This window comes from Synechocystis sp. LKSZ1 (assembly GCF_040436315.1).
Classification (GTDB): domain Bacteria; phylum Cyanobacteriota; class Cyanobacteriia; order Cyanobacteriales; family Microcystaceae; genus Synechocystis.
Genome location: NZ_AP031572.1, coordinates 1368860 through 1383155, shown reverse-complemented (window position 1 = coordinate 1383155; position 14296 = coordinate 1368860). Strand labels below are relative to the sequence as shown.

The 14296-nt window shown below is 51.4% G+C and carries 13 protein-coding genes; 6 read left to right on the top strand and 7 right to left on the bottom strand.

The genetic code is table 11. From position 1 onward, the window contains the following. Nucleotides 1-7: 7 nt before the first annotated feature. A complete protein-coding gene (locus tag ABXS88_RS06600) occupies nt 8-520 on the bottom strand; it encodes a DUF4278 domain-containing protein (RefSeq protein ID WP_353674389.1) in 513 nt (170 codons plus the stop codon). 207 nt (nt 521-727) lie between these two features. Continuing rightward, nucleotides 728-1771: a tRNA (adenosine(37)-N6)-threonylcarbamoyltransferase complex transferase subunit TsaD gene (gene tsaD / locus ABXS88_RS06595; protein ID WP_353674388.1), complete on the bottom strand. Its 1044-nt coding sequence runs from the start codon at nt 1769-1771 to the stop codon at nt 728-730. Nucleotides 1772-1920: 149 nt separating this feature from the next. Between tsaD and ABXS88_RS06590 the strand changes: the two genes are divergently transcribed. Both ABXS88_RS06590 and psaJ read left to right on the top strand, forming a co-directional pair. Beyond that, nucleotides 1921-2418: a Photosystem I reaction center subunit III gene (locus ABXS88_RS06590; RefSeq protein WP_353674387.1), complete on the top strand. Its 498-nt coding sequence runs from the start codon at nt 1921-1923 to the stop codon at nt 2416-2418. 38 nt (nt 2419-2456) lie between these two features. After that, nucleotides 2457-2579 carry a photosystem I reaction center subunit IX gene (gene psaJ / locus ABXS88_RS06585; protein ID WP_353674386.1) on the top strand — a complete coding sequence of 41 codons (123 nt, stop codon included), beginning with the start codon at nt 2457-2459 and terminating at the stop codon, nt 2577-2579. 79 nt (nt 2580-2658) lie between these two features. Here psaJ and ABXS88_RS06580 read toward each other — a convergent pair whose 3' ends face one another. Continuing rightward, on the bottom strand, nt 2659-3195 hold the full coding sequence (locus tag ABXS88_RS06580; protein ID WP_353674385.1) for an NYN domain-containing protein: 537 nt from the start codon (nt 3193-3195) through the stop codon (nt 2659-2661). A gap of 164 nt (nt 3196-3359) precedes the next feature. Further along, entirely contained in the window at nt 3360-5249 is a 1890-nt protein-coding gene (locus tag ABXS88_RS06575; protein ID WP_353674384.1) for a GNAT family N-acetyltransferase, read from the bottom strand. Nucleotides 5250-5452: 203 nt separating this feature from the next. Here ABXS88_RS06575 and folD point away from each other — a divergent pair, with 203 nt between their 5' ends. Next, entirely contained in the window at nt 5453-6340 is an 888-nt protein-coding gene (folD, locus tag ABXS88_RS06570; RefSeq protein WP_353674383.1) for a bifunctional methylenetetrahydrofolate dehydrogenase/methenyltetrahydrofolate cyclohydrolase FolD, read from the top strand. A 55-nt stretch (nt 6341-6395) separates the two neighbouring features. After that, complete coding sequence (locus ABXS88_RS06565) at nt 6396-7886, top strand: UDP-N-acetylmuramoyl-L-alanyl-D-glutamate--2,6-diaminopimelate ligase (protein ID WP_353674382.1); 1491 nt, start codon at nt 6396-6398, stop codon at nt 7884-7886. A gap of 317 nt (nt 7887-8203) precedes the next feature. On the opposite strand, the gene ABXS88_RS06560 is transcribed toward ABXS88_RS06565, so the two are convergent. The 3 genes from ABXS88_RS06560 to ABXS88_RS06550 form a co-directional block, all read right to left on the bottom strand. Then, nucleotides 8204-9499, bottom strand: coding sequence for a CO2 hydration protein (locus tag ABXS88_RS06560; RefSeq protein ID WP_353674381.1), 1296 nt, complete (start codon nt 9497-9499; stop codon nt 8204-8206). Between the two features lie 48 nt (nt 9500-9547). Next, nucleotides 9548-11062 (bottom strand): NADH-quinone oxidoreductase subunit M, encoded by a 1515-nt coding sequence (locus ABXS88_RS06555; protein WP_353674380.1) that lies wholly within the window; start codon nt 11060-11062, stop codon nt 9548-9550. A 65-nt stretch (nt 11063-11127) separates the two neighbouring features. Continuing rightward, on the bottom strand, nt 11128-12975 hold the full coding sequence (locus ABXS88_RS06550) for an NAD(P)H-quinone oxidoreductase subunit F (RefSeq protein WP_353674379.1): 1848 nt from the start codon (nt 12973-12975) through the stop codon (nt 11128-11130). Between the two features lie 385 nt (nt 12976-13360). Between ABXS88_RS06550 and ABXS88_RS06545 the strand changes: the two genes are divergently transcribed. Continuing rightward, a complete protein-coding gene (locus ABXS88_RS06545) occupies nt 13361-13807 on the top strand; it encodes a DUF2996 domain-containing protein (protein ID WP_353674378.1) in 447 nt (148 codons plus the stop codon). Nucleotides 13808-13868: 61 nt separating this feature from the next. Next, on the top strand, nt 13869-14267 hold the full coding sequence (locus ABXS88_RS06540) for a DUF3110 domain-containing protein (protein WP_353674377.1): 399 nt from the start codon (nt 13869-13871) through the stop codon (nt 14265-14267). The last annotated feature ends 29 nt before the right edge of the window (nt 14268-14296 follow it).

Sequence of the window (14296 nt, the reverse complement as noted above, 5' to 3'; positions counted from 1 at the left end):
GGCTTGGCTAGGATTGTTGGGCTTCGGCGTTAGACCCTTGGCCCGATGGTGCTGCTGGAGGACTCATTAAATTGGCCCCTCGGTACTTGAGGGCCCAACGAGACAATAACGAGGCTTTACCCGAGGGAACCAAATTTTTCTGGGGAATCGTCGCCGTAGGGCCTTCGTAACTGACGCCTCGATACTGTCGGCTAACCGTTTGGCCCGGGTCTAAATTAATTGTCCGAGACTGGTCGTCGTAGCTCACTCCCCGGTATTGTCGGTTTCCCTTCTGGCCTGGGTTGGTCTGGGCCTCCTCCTCCTCCGTGCGGGCCTGTGTCTTGAGCCAAAGGTAGCGAACCACAAAAAAGGCGGCAATGAGCAAGATAATTTGCACTTGCCAAGGCGCTAGAATCAAGCTCAGCAGCAGGTTAAGGACGGCAAAGGCCCCGGTTAGGTAAGCAATCTCATCGGCTAACTGTTGGGAGATAGCCCCGATAGCAAGGCCTAGGGCCAACGGAAATAGAAACACTAAACGCATAACGTCCACCGCAAGCTATTTGATTGCAGATCCATTGGCCAGGCTCCAAGAACATTCCCGATCAATGACACGAGGGTTATTCACAAGAACCAAGCATCAATATCTAAAAGTCTAACTATCAATATCAATGGCTTTTAGCTATGCCTTAAATTTAGCTTAACCTGCTCACGTTGATTTGAAAATATTGTCAATTTTTCCTGTCTTAAGCTATAGATAAAGTTGCTGAACCGACTGAATGGGTAATCGAGACTGAACTCCTAGGGTTAGGGAAGAGCGGTCTCCTTGGTCGTAGTGTTCTGCCGCCGCACAGGCAATCATGGCGGCATTATCGGTACAAAGCTTGAGGGGCGGAAAATAAACCTTTAAATCTTTTTCCTGAGCCAGGGCCTGGAGATGGTGGCGTAAACGGCTATTGGCCGCCACCCCGCCGCCAATGGCAATAGTGGTTAGACCATGGTCTAGGGCACAGCGGATGGTTTTCTGGGCTAGGGAACGACCGACGGTTTCCTGAAAACTGGCCGCTAAATCATTGACGGGCAAAGGGCCATTAGACTTAGCCTGGAGTTGCTGGATTAAACGTAACATCGCAGTTTTCAAACCACTAAAGCTGGAGTCGTAGGGATGGTAGCCCCCCTCCGGTAGCGAAATACGCCCTTCCGGCAATGCAAAGGCCTGGGGATTTCCCTGCTGGGCCGCGCGATCAATGGCTGGCCCTCCAGGATAGCCTAACCCTAATAAACGAGCCACTTTGTCAAAGGCCTCCCCCGCCGCATCGTCCCGGGTTGTTCCCAGTTGTTCGTAATGACCACAGCCCCGGACGTGGATGAGACTTGTATGGCCGCCAGAAACCAACAAACAGAGGAACGGCGGCATCAACTCCGGCTGACTGAGATAACTGGCGTAGATATGGCCTTCTAGGTGGTGGATTCCCAGAAATGGTTTGGCGTGGAGCATTGCCAAGGTTTTGGCCGCAGTTACCCCTACCATCAGAGAGCCCACCAGGCCAGGCGCCGCCGTAGCAGCAACCGCATCAATCTCAGACCAAGTCCGTTGGGATTCCGTCAGGGCCTGGGCCACGCAAGGATTAATCAGAGCCAAGTGTTGGCGGGAAGCTAATTCCGGTACAACCCCCCCATAAACTTGATGGGCCGGGATTTGGGAAGCTACCACGCCACTTAAAACGTTACGATTCTTTACAATTGCTACGGCAGTTTCATCACAACTTGTTTCGATTGCTAAAATAATTGCCATTGTCTGCTAGTTTGATACAAAAGACGATTTTGATGGGCCAATCTTTACTCTACAAGCTTCCCAGAGTAAGATGACATCGACAGCCACTGAATTGCTCGCTCTTTCAACCAAAGAACTTAGTCTTTGATAACAATAAGGAAACAATTCTCATGAAACAATTGTTAGCTTTCCTTCTCGCCCTAACGCTGTGGTTCAATTTTTCTCCTTCTGCTTCGGCGGAGGACTTTTCTCACCTGACCCCCTGTAGCGAGAACCCCGCCTACCAACAAAAAGCCAAAAACTTCCGCAATACCACCGCTGATCCCCAGTCCGGACAGATCCGGGCGGAACGCTATTCTGCGGCTCTTTGTGGCCCTGAAGGTTATCCCCACCTAATTGTGGATGGCCGCTTTAGTCATATGGGAGACTTCCTCATTCCTAGCATTCTATTCCTTTATATTGCAGGTTGGATTGGCTGGGTCGGCCGCTCCTATCTGATTGCGATTCGGGATAGCAAAGATGCAGAAATGCAGGAAGTGGTAATCAATGTGCCCCTGGCCATTAGCAAAATGCTGACGGGTTTCCTCTGGCCCCTCGCCGCTGTGGGGGAATTTACCTCCGGCCAATTGGTGGTTAAGGATTCTGAAGTTCCGACTTCACCTCGCTAGACTTTTTTGTTTACTGACCCTTTTTGGAGACTCATTTTATGGAAGGTTTGACTAAGTTTTTATCGACTGCTCCTGTTTTAATCATGGCCCTGCTCACCTTTACGGCGGGCATCTTGATCGAATTTAATCGCTTTTATCCCGACTTGCTTTTCCATCCCTAGCCGTCGGTTGCTATCTCGATAATTCAGTGCGTATAAAAGTTGGTCAGAGGCCTGTCCTGTGGCCAATTTTTATGGAAATTCAGTAGTCGTTCTTTTCAATAAAACTGCGGATATCGTTGAGGTCAATGTAGCGGTCGGTAGCATTACGAAGTTCTCGAGCAATCATGCCCTCCGTTGAAACCACAGTAATGTGCGTATTTTTAGAGCGCAGGAGTTCAATGGCCCGCTCAAAATCGCCGTCTCCGCTGAAAAGAATCACACGGTCGTACTGATCAACAGTATTAAACATATCAACAACAATTTCAATATCTAAATTCGCCTTTTGGGAGTAACGACCCGAATTGTCATCATAATATTCTTTTAAAATTTTAGTTCTTACCGTATAGCCCAAGCTAATGAGAGCATCTCTAAATCCCCGTTGATCCTGGGAATCTTTTAGACCCGTGTACCAAAAAGCATTAATTAAGCTCACGCCCGGATCGTTGGTGAAGTACTCTAACACCCGACGTGGGTCGAAAAACCAGCCATTCTTTTGCTGGGCGTAAAACATATTATTTCCATCAACAAAAATGGAAAGACGTTCCTTAAGATAAGGAAACCCATTACTATTTGTCATAGAAAATTAGACCTAGAATTTAAGATAATAAAGAGTAAAATTTAGGATTAGGGTCTAAGTTAAGAATTATTTCTAGATTATCAGTTTAGCGCAAATCCTTAACGATCAGTTAAGATGCCCAGGGATTTTTAGCACTTCTAGGCCCTCCTGTCGGGCCCCCTGCACTAGGCCGTGGGACGAAAGGCCATGGTGAGACTGTAGACGCCTCCGCTCATGCGGCGCTGGATCTCAAAGCCCATTTTTTCAAAAAGATGGATCATGGCCCGATTATCGAGCATGACTTCGGCGGTAAAGCCCAATAGGCCCTGCTTTTTAGCCAGAAAGGTTAAGTAACGTAGGAGTTCCAGCCCAATACCCTGATTATGCACATCATCCCGGACAACCAGGGCCACTTCGGCGGTGTGGCTGTCGCTATTGAGGCTATACTGGCCCACCCCCAGGATCGTTTCCGGGGTAGCCTGGGCATCAATAGCTAACAACACCAATTCCTCACTAAAGTCAATTACGGCGAAGGTCTGTAGGCGGCAGTGGGGCATATCGGTGCGGGTGGACATAAAGCGCCGCACGAGGGTTTCATCGGAAAGGACATGGAAAAATTCCTTTAGCCGCGATTCATCACTAATTTTGACGGGACGGAGCCAGAGTTCACGGCCAGTACGGGTGGTTCGATAGGTTTCTAAGGCCTGGGGGTATTCCCCGGCCTGGCCCACAATAAAGGCCTGGTCGGCGTAGATCAGGTGGTGTTTCTTGGCCTCGGCAATTAACCAAGGACGAAATTTGGGATGGGCAATGGCAATCAACTCCATGGCCCGTTCCCGGATATTTTTGCCGTGCAGGTAAGCAATGCCGTACTCGGTAACAACGTAGTGGATATCTCCCCGGTTGAGGGTAATGCCGACCCCTTCTGGGAGAAAGGGCACAATCCGGGAAAGGGTTTCGTTCTCCGCCGTTGAGGCTAGGGTCAGAATACTGCGGCCCTGGTAGGCCAGCACGGCTCCCCGCATAAAATCAGCCTGGCCCCCAATGCCACTATAGAAATGATAGCCTATGGATTCCGCTGAGGCCTGGCCCGTCAGATCCACCGCCAGGGCGCTGTTAATGGCCACCATATTGTCATGCTGGGCGATTACCAGGGGATTGTTGGTATAGTCCACCGTTCTAAATTCAATGGCAGGGTTATCGTGCAGGGCCTGGTAGGTCTGGGCGTTTCCCATGGCAAAGGTCGCCACCACCTTGCCACGATTTTGGGTCTTGCGACTGTTATCAATCACCCCCTGCTGAAGGAGGTGCATAATGCCATCAGAGAGGAGTTCCGTGTGGATGCCCAGGTGTTTTTTGTGGTCGAGATGGGCCAGAATCTGATTGGGAATACTACCGTAGCCGACCTGGAGGGTATCACCATCCCGGATTAGGCTGGCCACATAGGTACCGATGCTCTGGGCTAAACGATCATTGGTGCCGGTTTCATACTCCAATAGGGGTTCATCATAGGGCAGGAGATAATCTACGGCTTCGATGGGTAAAAACCCATCCCCATGGATGCGGGGCACAAAGCGATTCATTTGGGCAATCACCAGAGAAGCTTGCTCGACGGCGGCTTTGACAATATCCACACTGACCCCCAGGTTGAGGTAGCCGTGGGCATCAGGATAGGACGTTTGGATCAGGGCCACATCGACACAGACCAGGCCATCTTGGAAAAGGCGGGGAATTTGGGAGAGAAAAATCGGCGTATAGTCTGCCAGGCCTTGGTTAATCGCCTCACGGGTATGGTGGCCAATAAAAAAGGAATTATGGCGAAAATTGCGCTCAAACTTGCTATCGGTGTAGGGGGCCAAGCCGAGGCTCCAGACCTGAAAAACTTCTGTATCAAACAGGGCCTTGGGATGTTCCTGGACGTAATCCACCAGGGACTGCACCAAGTATTGGGGTTCTCCACAGGCTGTACTGATGAAAAGATGGTCACCCCGATGAATCCGGCTAAAAATCTGGGCTATTGGGGCAAATTTCTGGGGATAGGTCGCCTGGAGTTGGGCAAGCAGGTCGGCGGTCATGGGTTCGGCGCTCCGCGGGAGTTGCCTCAATCATAGCCAGGCTTAGACAGGATGATCCTTGACAGAGCAATTCTAAGCTTGCCCGCAACGAAAGCTGGTGGGCTTTTACCCTAATCCAAAATCAAAGGTGAAATTTTGCGTCGGCCTGTTGGAATCCGTCAAAAGTTTTCTAAGCTGGGAGATGACGTTTCAGCAAACCTTCTATGTCCCCAGCGGCCTCTCCCCAAATCCTGGACGGTAAAGCCCTCGCCCAAAAAATGCAAGGAGAACTCCAGGCGGAAATTGCCACCCTGGCCCCCCAAGTCAGTCGTGCCCCAGGGTTAGCGGTATTGATGGTAGGGGAAAACCCCGCCAGTGCTGTCTATGTGCGAAATAAAGAATTGGCCTGTGAAAAAATTGGTATCAATTCTTTTGGCTGTCATTTTCCTGAACATACCTCCCAGGAAGAACTCGAGGCCGTGATTCAAGACCTGAACCAAGACCCGCGCGTGGATGGCATCCTAGTTCAACTGCCCCTACCGCCCCACCTGGATGCCGTGGCCCTGCTCCACACCATTGCGCCTGAAAAAGATGCCGATGGCCTGCATCCGGTTAACCTCGGTCATCTCGTGCGGGGCGAAGCCGGCCTCCGCAGTTGTACCCCCGCTGGCGTGATGCGTCTGTTGACGGAATACAACCTTGAACTGGCTGGTAAAACCGCTGTGGTACTAGGCCGGAGTATTTTAGTCGGCAAACCCCTGGCCCTGATGTTGCTCGAAAAAAATGCAACAGTCACCATCGCCCATTCCCACACCCGCAATCTAGCTGACCTCACTCGCCAGGCCGATATCCTGGTCGCCGCCATTGGCAAACCGCAATTGGTAACGGCAGATATGGTTAAACCGGGGGCCATCGTTATCGATGTGGGTATTAATCGGATTAGTCTCCCCGACGGCAAGGCCAAATTGGTGGGGGATGTGGACTTTGACACCGTAGCCCCGCTGGCGAGCTACATTACCCCCGTTCCCGGCGGCATTGGCCCCATGACCGTGGCCATGCTTCTGCAAAATACCGTCGCCAGCTACCTCAAACAGTGGGCGGCTGGAACCTAAACCCAGAAAATCAGTTCAACACCGCAAAAATGCACTGTATTGGGTAGCAACCTTTATGACCACCTTGCGCGATCTCTTAGCAGACATCCCTGGCGTTCAGGCCAGTAACCACCCCCACCTAGACCAATCTATTACGGCCCTGAGTACGAATTCTCACGCCTGTCCTACCGGTTCTCTCTTCATCGGCATGCCCGGTACGAGGGTGGATGGGGGAGAATTTTGGCCCAGTGCCCTCGAAGCCGGGGCCATGGCGGCCTTAGTAACGCCCCAGGCCCTGGCCAAGTACCCGGCCCCTGCAACCGCTTGTGTGATTACAGCAACGGATATGGTGACGGCCTGTGCCCAGATTGCGGCCAAGTTTTATGGTTATCCCAGTCAGGCCCTGAAATTGGTGGGTGTGACGGGCACCAACGGTAAAACTACCACCAGTCACCTGATCGAATACTTTCTCCAGGCCAGTCAACGCCCCACGGCCTTACTCGGAACCCTCTACACCCGCTGGCCGGGGTTTCAACAAACGGCCCTCCATACCACCCCCTTTGCCCCCGAACTCCAACAGCAACTCGGAGCGGCGCGGGATGCCGGCAATCAATACGCTGTGATGGAAGTAAGTTCCCATGCCCTGGCCCAAGGCCGGGTTAAAGGCTGTGAGTTTGCCTGTGCCGTTTTTACTAATCTGACCCAAGACCACCTCGACTTCCACGAAACCATGGAGGAATATTTCGCGGCTAAGGCCCTGCTGTTTGAAGAACATTACCTCCAGGGCCGGGCAATTCTTAATCGGGAAGACCCCTACGGCCGCAAGTTAATTGAGCGCCTTTCTCCCTCCCAAGTCTTTACCTACGCTGTCAACGATAACAAGGCCGACTTCCATACCCGTGACCTAACCTACGGCCCGAACGGGGTTCAAGGTACCCTCGTCACTCCCCAGGGGGCCTTTCCTTTCATTTCTCCCCTAGTGGGCCAGTTTAATTTGGCCAATCTGCTCGCGGCCCTGGCCGCCGGCACTCACCTCGGGCTAGATCCCCAAGCGATGCTCCAGGCCCTGCCCCACTTTGTCGCCGTACCGGGCCGGATGGAACGGGTGCAGATTCAGCCCGATCAGGATATTAGTGTGATCGTGGATTATGCCCATACCCCCGATAGTCTCGAAAATGCTATCAAGGCCTTTCGTCCCTTCGTTAAGGGCCGGTTGATCTGTGTTTTTGGCTGCGGGGGAGACCGAGACCGTACCAAGCGACCGATAATGGGCCAAATTGCGGCGGAATTAGCCGACATAGCAGTTGTGACTTCCGACAATCCTCGTACTGAAGACCCAGAACAAATTCTGGGCGATATTTTGACCGGTATTGCTCCAGAGAAAAACCCCCTTGTTTTGGCAGACCGGGCCACGGCCATTCGCCAGGCCATTCGAGAAGCGCGGCCCGGCGATGGAGTTTTAATTGCAGGCAAGGGCCATGAAGATTATCAAATTCTGGGCACAGAAAAAGTCCACTTCGATGACCGGGAACAGGCCCGAGCGGCCCTGGAACTCCGCTTGAGTTGAATAGCTTAAAGTGCTGATTTGGAGTCCCCATGACTCCTTCAGCTCAATCCCTATCATTGCCCAACAATAGCCATTGTTGCCAACTTTGTCGGCTCCAGACCGTACTCATTATATAGTAGGCAGCAACAGAAAGACAATTATTGCATTAACAATTATTCGTCTTTGTCATTGCCTGCAACAACTCTCCATTTATGAGATGCGATATAGATGGCATAGCTAGGATTAAAAATATGGCTCAGTCCCCCAGGATTGGGGGATTGAGCAGTCTGAGCTGTGGTGTTGTAGCCGCCCTAGATTTCGATTGAGTGATCCTGATTTCATCGATAGTCTCGACTTTGAATGTCCCCAAGACGGGCTTCGGGCCGCAGAAAACGATCCATCTGGCCCTCAAAGAATTGCCGATTTTTAGCTCGGTGGCGTGGATTGGGATCATCCAAGGGGTACAACAATGCGGTTCGCAGGGCCTGGATCACCGCCGAGGTGACATTATACATGGAGCGCTGGAAGGTAATACCCAACTGGATCAACATATCGTCTTCACTACGGCAATGCTGTTGATAGTACTTTATCAGATAATCTGGCAAAAAATGGTACATATCATCCATTAGCAGGGTCGGGGGAATACCGGCCGTGCCAACGGGAAAGACGTCAGCGTAGAGAATACCGTAATGGAAATCCTTTTGCTCATCCGGAACCTGTTTGGCTTGGGCATTGTAGGATTTTGTCCCCCGAAAGGGAGATGTGCGATAAAATACGGCTTCCACGTAGGGCAGGGCCGCCTCGTAGAGCCAGGTAAACCCCTTAGATTTGGGAATAATCTCAAACCATTCCCCCCGGATGTTGACCCGATGGTAAATGGGGCGACCGGCGATGGCAAAAATACCGTTCACCAGGAAATTCATGGCATCGGGAACGCCCTTAAAACCGCCTTCATCATAGATATCCGACATTTCAAAAAAGACCGGGGCCATCACTTCCCAGAACAGGCCCAGATTGGAATAGTAGGACAGTTGCCGAACCTGTTCTAAAAACATCTCAGGAAAGAGTTTATAGAGAGCCAGCATGGCGGGGTTATTTTTGAAGTAGGCCTTGATCGCTCGGTCGGCATTCGCTTTGTATTCTTCACTGTCGAGGTAGGCATCAAACAGGCCCCAACCCATATCACGGCCGTGCCAGAGCATCGCCTGCATACAGGCCTCGGCAAATTCCATATTAATACGGTCGTGCCAGAGGTGATGGAAGAGTTTGGACATCTTGCGGGTTTTACCCTTTTCCATAAACTCTAGCAGTTCCGGATGGGCTGTGGCCGGGCCACGCCAAATCCGTAGATCTGCCGTATCACCAGCGTAGTGGTTGGGCAGGTCTAGGTATTCCTGGGGAAGAAAGTACTTAAAAAAGGGTAGGGGTTCTAGAAAAACCTGTTCGGCAATGTAGAGTAAATCCCGCCAGTAGAAGTCCATGGGCACGGCGTAGGCCTTGTAGATGCCAATGATCTGCATCAAATTTTCCGGCGTATCGGGAAGCATGGAGCCACCGGATTCAAGGCGGTGAATCACATCGGCGTACTTATGGGTAGAGGGAGCAAGGGGCGTCGGCGCAAGGGTAGTGGTCATGGCAGTGGAAGAACAATACAGGGGAAAGGATGGAATTAGACAGAGGGTTTAGCTGGCCTGGGAGCCGATTTTTGGGGCCTCTTGTTGGGCTAGCGTTGGACTGCTAGGAAACTGGGCAATAAAAGAATCAGTGGTCGGTTCAATCCATTTCACCAGGAAATTAGGCTGGATACCGAGGAAGAAGATAATCGCGGTCAGCACCAGGGCCGGTACCATTTCCGAGGTCAATACCTTGGGATAGTAGGCCCGCTGATTATCTAAGCGGCCGAAGCAGGTGCGATTAAGCAAAATCACGAAATATACAGCGGTCAAACCCGAGGCAATAATGCACAGGAGGGTGGGAATGGGAAAGGTGGCAAAACTCCCTTGAAAGACGATAAATTCTGCCGCAAAGCCCACCAGTCCAGGAATTCCGGCACTGGCCATGCCCGCCGTAATCAATAGGGCACTGGTGAGGGGCAGGCCCCGGATGGGATTCATTAGACCGTTTAGGGTATCTAGGTCACGAGTACCCACTTTGCGCTCTACAATCCCGACTAGGTGGAACAACAGGGCCAAGATCAGACCATGGCTAATCATCTGGGCTACGGCCCCCAGGACGCTGAGCTCAGTTCCCGCCGCCGCCGCCACGAGGATGTAGCCCATGTGCCCAATGGAACTATAGGCCACCATCCGCTTAATGTCTTTTTGGGCAATGGCCGCCAAGGCCCCGTAGAGAACGGTGATCGTCCCGACAATGGCTAGAATGGGGGCAAGTTGGACCCAGGTCTGGGGAAAGAGTTGCAGTCCAAAACGAATCAGGCCATAGGTTCCCAACTTGGCTAAAATTCCCCCCAGCAGAATGGCCGTTGCCGGAGAGGCTTCAGTGTAGGCATCAGGTAACCAAGTATGGAGGGGAACTAGAGGAATCTTGATACCAAAACCAACCAAAACTAAGGTCAGGAGAATCAGTTTAGCGCTGTCACTAAAGTTTTCTGTTGAAAGTTGACTGTAATCAAAGGTGCCTTGATTACCGAGAAAACCAATGCCCAAAAAGGCAATTAAAACTAAGAGACCCGAGATGGCTGTATAGAGCAGGAATTTAATGGATGCATAGCCCCGTTTTTCTCCGCCCCAAATGGCAATCATTAAATAGAAGGGAATCAGTTCTAATTCGTAAAAAATAATAAAAAGCAAAAGATTTTCCGCCATCAAGGCCCCTGAAATTCCCGCATTAATAAGCAAAATTAGGGCGTAGTAAAGTCGTGGACGGTCTAAATCAAAACCAATACTATAAATGGCAATGCCGGTGAGGAGGCCATTGAGGATGACTAGGGGTAAGGATAGGCCATCTAGACCCAGACTATAGCTTAGACCCAGGGGTGGTAACCAGGGTAAATATTCCTCAAATTGAAATTGGGGATTACTCAGATCGAAATTAAACAACAGCCATAAAGACCAAGCGAGGGTTGCCACAGCGACAATTTCTGTGATCTGGCGGAGTCGTTTCGGCTCGAGGGTACCAGGCCAGAAGCTGAGGAGCAGGGCCCCACAGGTCGGCAAAATCAGGAGAGCACTGAGCATAGCGGTTTAGGATAGAGTGATACAAAAACAGTTTGAGAGAGGGAAAGTAGAACAGCGTTGATCGGTTAGAAAAAGGGCTGGAGAAATTGGTAGCTAATCAAAACACCGATTAAGGTGATGCCCAGAATGATAGAAAGCACGTAAAATTGTGTTTGACCTGAAACGTTGTATTTCAACGTTTGGCCGCCAAAAACCGTTGCTAGGCCAACCAAATTAACGAGACCATCCACCACAATTTTGTCGAACCAATTGATCAGTTGAGAAACCGCGCCAATCACCGCCACAATAGTGACGCGATAGAGTTGGGCCGTATAGAGGTCGTAGGCAAAGAAATCCTGAACTTGCTTCAGGGGCAATTGAATCGGCTTCTGAATCGCTGAATTAAGATAGATAAAGGCAGAACTGGCTACGCCAAGGACACTAGATGCGACTAAAATCCCTGCCCAGGTAAGGTTAATCTCCGCCCAAGCTGGTAACAGGCCCCACTGTTGCAAGATCAGGGGCGCATGGAGAGCAAAACCGACGGTGATCACCATGGGAAGTACCATTAGCCAAAGTACCTCCGGGGAACGCACCGTCATAGGCTTGGGGGCACCGCCAAAAATGAGGCAGAATTCCCGGGTGGCACTGAAGGCGGTTAGGGTGTTGACGATGACTAAAACACCTACCAGGAGAGGGTATTGAGCAGAGAGGCTTTCGGTGAGTTTTAACCAGGCCCAAAAGCTACCAAAGGGAGGCAGGGCAATGAGGGACACCAGCCCCACCAAGTAGCTTAAGCCGGAAACGGGACGACGGGCCCACAGGCCACCGTACTGGGTCAAGTCTTGGCTGACATTGTTCCAAATAATCCCCCCGACGCACATCACTAAAATGGCCATGGCCAAGGTATAGGTCAGGATCAGTTGCAGGGCCGTTTCCCCTTGGCCTGTAGCCACCGCGATAAACACCAGACCCATGTAGGCACTGACGGTGTAGGAAAGGGAACGCTTGATATCAATTTGAGCAATGGCAATGAGAGAGGCCCCAATGGCCGTGGTCGCGCCGACGGCCATCATCACCCCCTGGGCAAGGCCAGACAGGGCCAACACTGGCTGAAGCTTAACCAATAGCCAAGCTCCCGTACTAACGACGAGGGTATTGCGGAGAATCGTTGCTGGCATGGGGCCTTCCATTGCTTCATCCAGCCATAGGTGCAAAGGAAACTGGGCGCATTTCCCCAAGGGGCCAGCAATCAGGGCCAAGCAAAGTAAATTGACCAAGGTTGGATTGAGGGTTGTGGTTTGGGCCCATCGGGCTAAGCCTTCGTAGTTCCAAGTGCCGGCCAAGGGGAGAAGGGCTACGACTCCCATCAGGAGAATTAAATCCCCGACCCGTTTTGTCAAAAAGGCGTCCCGGGCACCGGTGACCACTAAGGATTGGTTGAACCAAAAACCGATGAGGAGATAGGTTCCTAGGGTCAGGATTTCCAAGACAACGTAGCTGAAAAAGAGAGAGTTACATAGCACGAGGGTACATAATCCCGCTTCAAACAAGGCCATGAGAGAAAAGAAGCGGGCCCATCCCCAATCCTGTTCCAAATAACCTACAGCATATACCTGGGCTACGAGATTTAAGCCGGTGATGATCACCAAGGCCCCTGCATTGACTGCCGAGACCTCTACATCAAAATTGATGGCGAGATCAGCGGCCCTTAACCAAGGGTAAGAGAGCGTTAGGGGAAATTGACCCCAGCTAGCCTTGAGCACAAACAAGCTATGGAAAAAAGCCACCACAGTCATAAGAATACTGATATATCCAGCCGGTCGGGGACCGGTTTGGCGGATAATTCCTGGTGACCAGGGAAGGGCCAGAACAGCGCCGAGTAATGCATAGCAAGGAATCAACCAGGCGAATTGCCTGAGGCTCTCCAACATATAAACTCTCCCTCAGTGAGCAAGTGGTATGGATGACGATGGAAAATGGAGACCTGGGACGATGGCGGGGCTTCATTACCATAGACCCAAGTGTATTCTTTGAGACTAACCATAGAGCAAAGCTAATCTGGATGTAAATAGCATTTGCTGATTTCGATATTAAAAGTTTTTATCATTGATAAAAGGCTTGCTTTTTGGGGCGCCTTGGGTCAATCGTAAAACAGACCGTAACGGTATTTTAGGGAAAGGAGACAACGCCCAGCACGAATTCTGACTGGTCTTGAGAAGCCCACCCGCTATGCGATAGCATCAGCGTCGGGAGTCTGTCACCGATATGATTGAGATGTCCCTTGCCCATTCCTTCCCTACTCGCCCCTAAAAACCGATGGTAGAAACAAACGCAACGCCCAACCCGACTCCAGCCAAGCCCCCTGCTGCCAAGAAGCCCAAGGAGCCAGCCCTCGAGGACAAACCTTTTGCTGAATTCGTGCAGGAGCATTTCCTTCCGAGTCTCGACCAGGCCTTGAAAAAGGCTGGTTTGGACGACGTTGCCCTCCAGTTTGTGGAGCAGACCCTGCCCCTCACCGGTGCAGACCCCCAGCAAAAATATTGGCAGGTCATTGGCACTTGGTTCACGGGCCAACGACAATTTAACCTCTATTTTCTAGCGGCCAATATTACTGGCCCCAAAGCTTTTTCCTGTGCCACTAGTGGGAGCCGTCCCAGTACCCTAGAATCCTTTATGATTGACGAACGAAAAGTGACCCTCGATCTGATGGTGCTTTACACTCTCCAGCGTCTTAACGGACAGAAATGGCTGTATCGTAACTGAAGATTGGCTCGGCCCTCGTTGAATCATTCAAGCTTTAGCGTTTTCCGTCGTCATTTGACCTATGCGTGTTTATGTCCTGCTCTTTAACGCCCGCACTGATAATGAAGGAATTCATACGATTCAAATGGGGGGACGGAATAAAATTCTCATGTTTGAGTCGGAGGACGATGCTACTCGTTTTGCCCTGTTGCTAGAGGCCCAAGATTTCCCGGCCCCGACGGTGGAGGCAATGGACTCGGAGGATATTGAGGCCTTTTGCGAAGAGGCGGGTTATGACTTTGAGGTTGTAACAGAAGGGATGCTGGCCATTCCCCCCGAAAAAAACTTGGCGGGGACAGATTGGGACCCGGACGGCGTACTCCAGGCCGCACCGGAACCCAGCGATACACCAGCCGACCAGGATGAGCTTTCGGCGGATGAGTTAGAGCGCATTCGTCGTCGTCTAGAGGGCCTGCTCTAGTTTTTCGACTGGCGTCTAGGATCTATACT

Bases quoted from the DNA above. Each gene is read 5' to 3' on its own strand.
- ABXS88_RS06560 (WP_353674381.1), bottom strand. From the start codon at position 9,499: ATGACCACTACCCTTGCGCCGACGCCCCTTGCTCCCTCTACCCATAAG.
- ABXS88_RS06575 (WP_353674384.1), bottom strand. From the start codon at position 5,249: ATGACCGCCGACCTGCTTGCCCAACTCCAGGCGACCTATCCCCAGAAA.
- ABXS88_RS06550 (WP_353674379.1), bottom strand. From the start codon at position 12,975: ATGTTGGAGAGCCTCAGGCAATTCGCCTGGTTGATTCCTTGCTATGCA.
- ABXS88_RS06545 (WP_353674378.1), top strand. From the start codon at position 13,361: ATGGTAGAAACAAACGCAACGCCCAACCCGACTCCAGCCAAGCCCCCT.
- ABXS88_RS06580 (WP_353674385.1), bottom strand. From the start codon at position 3,195: ATGACAAATAGTAATGGGTTTCCTTATCTTAAGGAACGTCTTTCCATT.
- ABXS88_RS06565 (WP_353674382.1), top strand. From the start codon at position 6,396: ATGACCACCTTGCGCGATCTCTTAGCAGACATCCCTGGCGTTCAGGCC.
- ABXS88_RS06590 (WP_353674387.1), top strand. From the start codon at position 1,921: ATGAAACAATTGTTAGCTTTCCTTCTCGCCCTAACGCTGTGGTTCAAT.
- folD (WP_353674383.1), top strand. From the start codon at position 5,453: ATGTCCCCAGCGGCCTCTCCCCAAATCCTGGACGGTAAAGCCCTCGCC.
- ABXS88_RS06600 (WP_353674389.1), bottom strand. From the start codon at position 520: ATGCGTTTAGTGTTTCTATTTCCGTTGGCCCTAGGCCTTGCTATCGGG.
- ABXS88_RS06555 (WP_353674380.1), bottom strand. From the start codon at position 11,062: ATGCTCAGTGCTCTCCTGATTTTGCCGACCTGTGGGGCCCTGCTCCTC.
- psaJ (WP_353674386.1), top strand. From the start codon at position 2,457: ATGGAAGGTTTGACTAAGTTTTTATCGACTGCTCCTGTTTTAATCATG.
- ABXS88_RS06540 (WP_353674377.1), top strand. From the start codon at position 13,869: ATGCGTGTTTATGTCCTGCTCTTTAACGCCCGCACTGATAATGAAGGA.
- tsaD (WP_353674388.1), bottom strand. From the start codon at position 1,771: ATGGCAATTATTTTAGCAATCGAAACAAGTTGTGATGAAACTGCCGTA.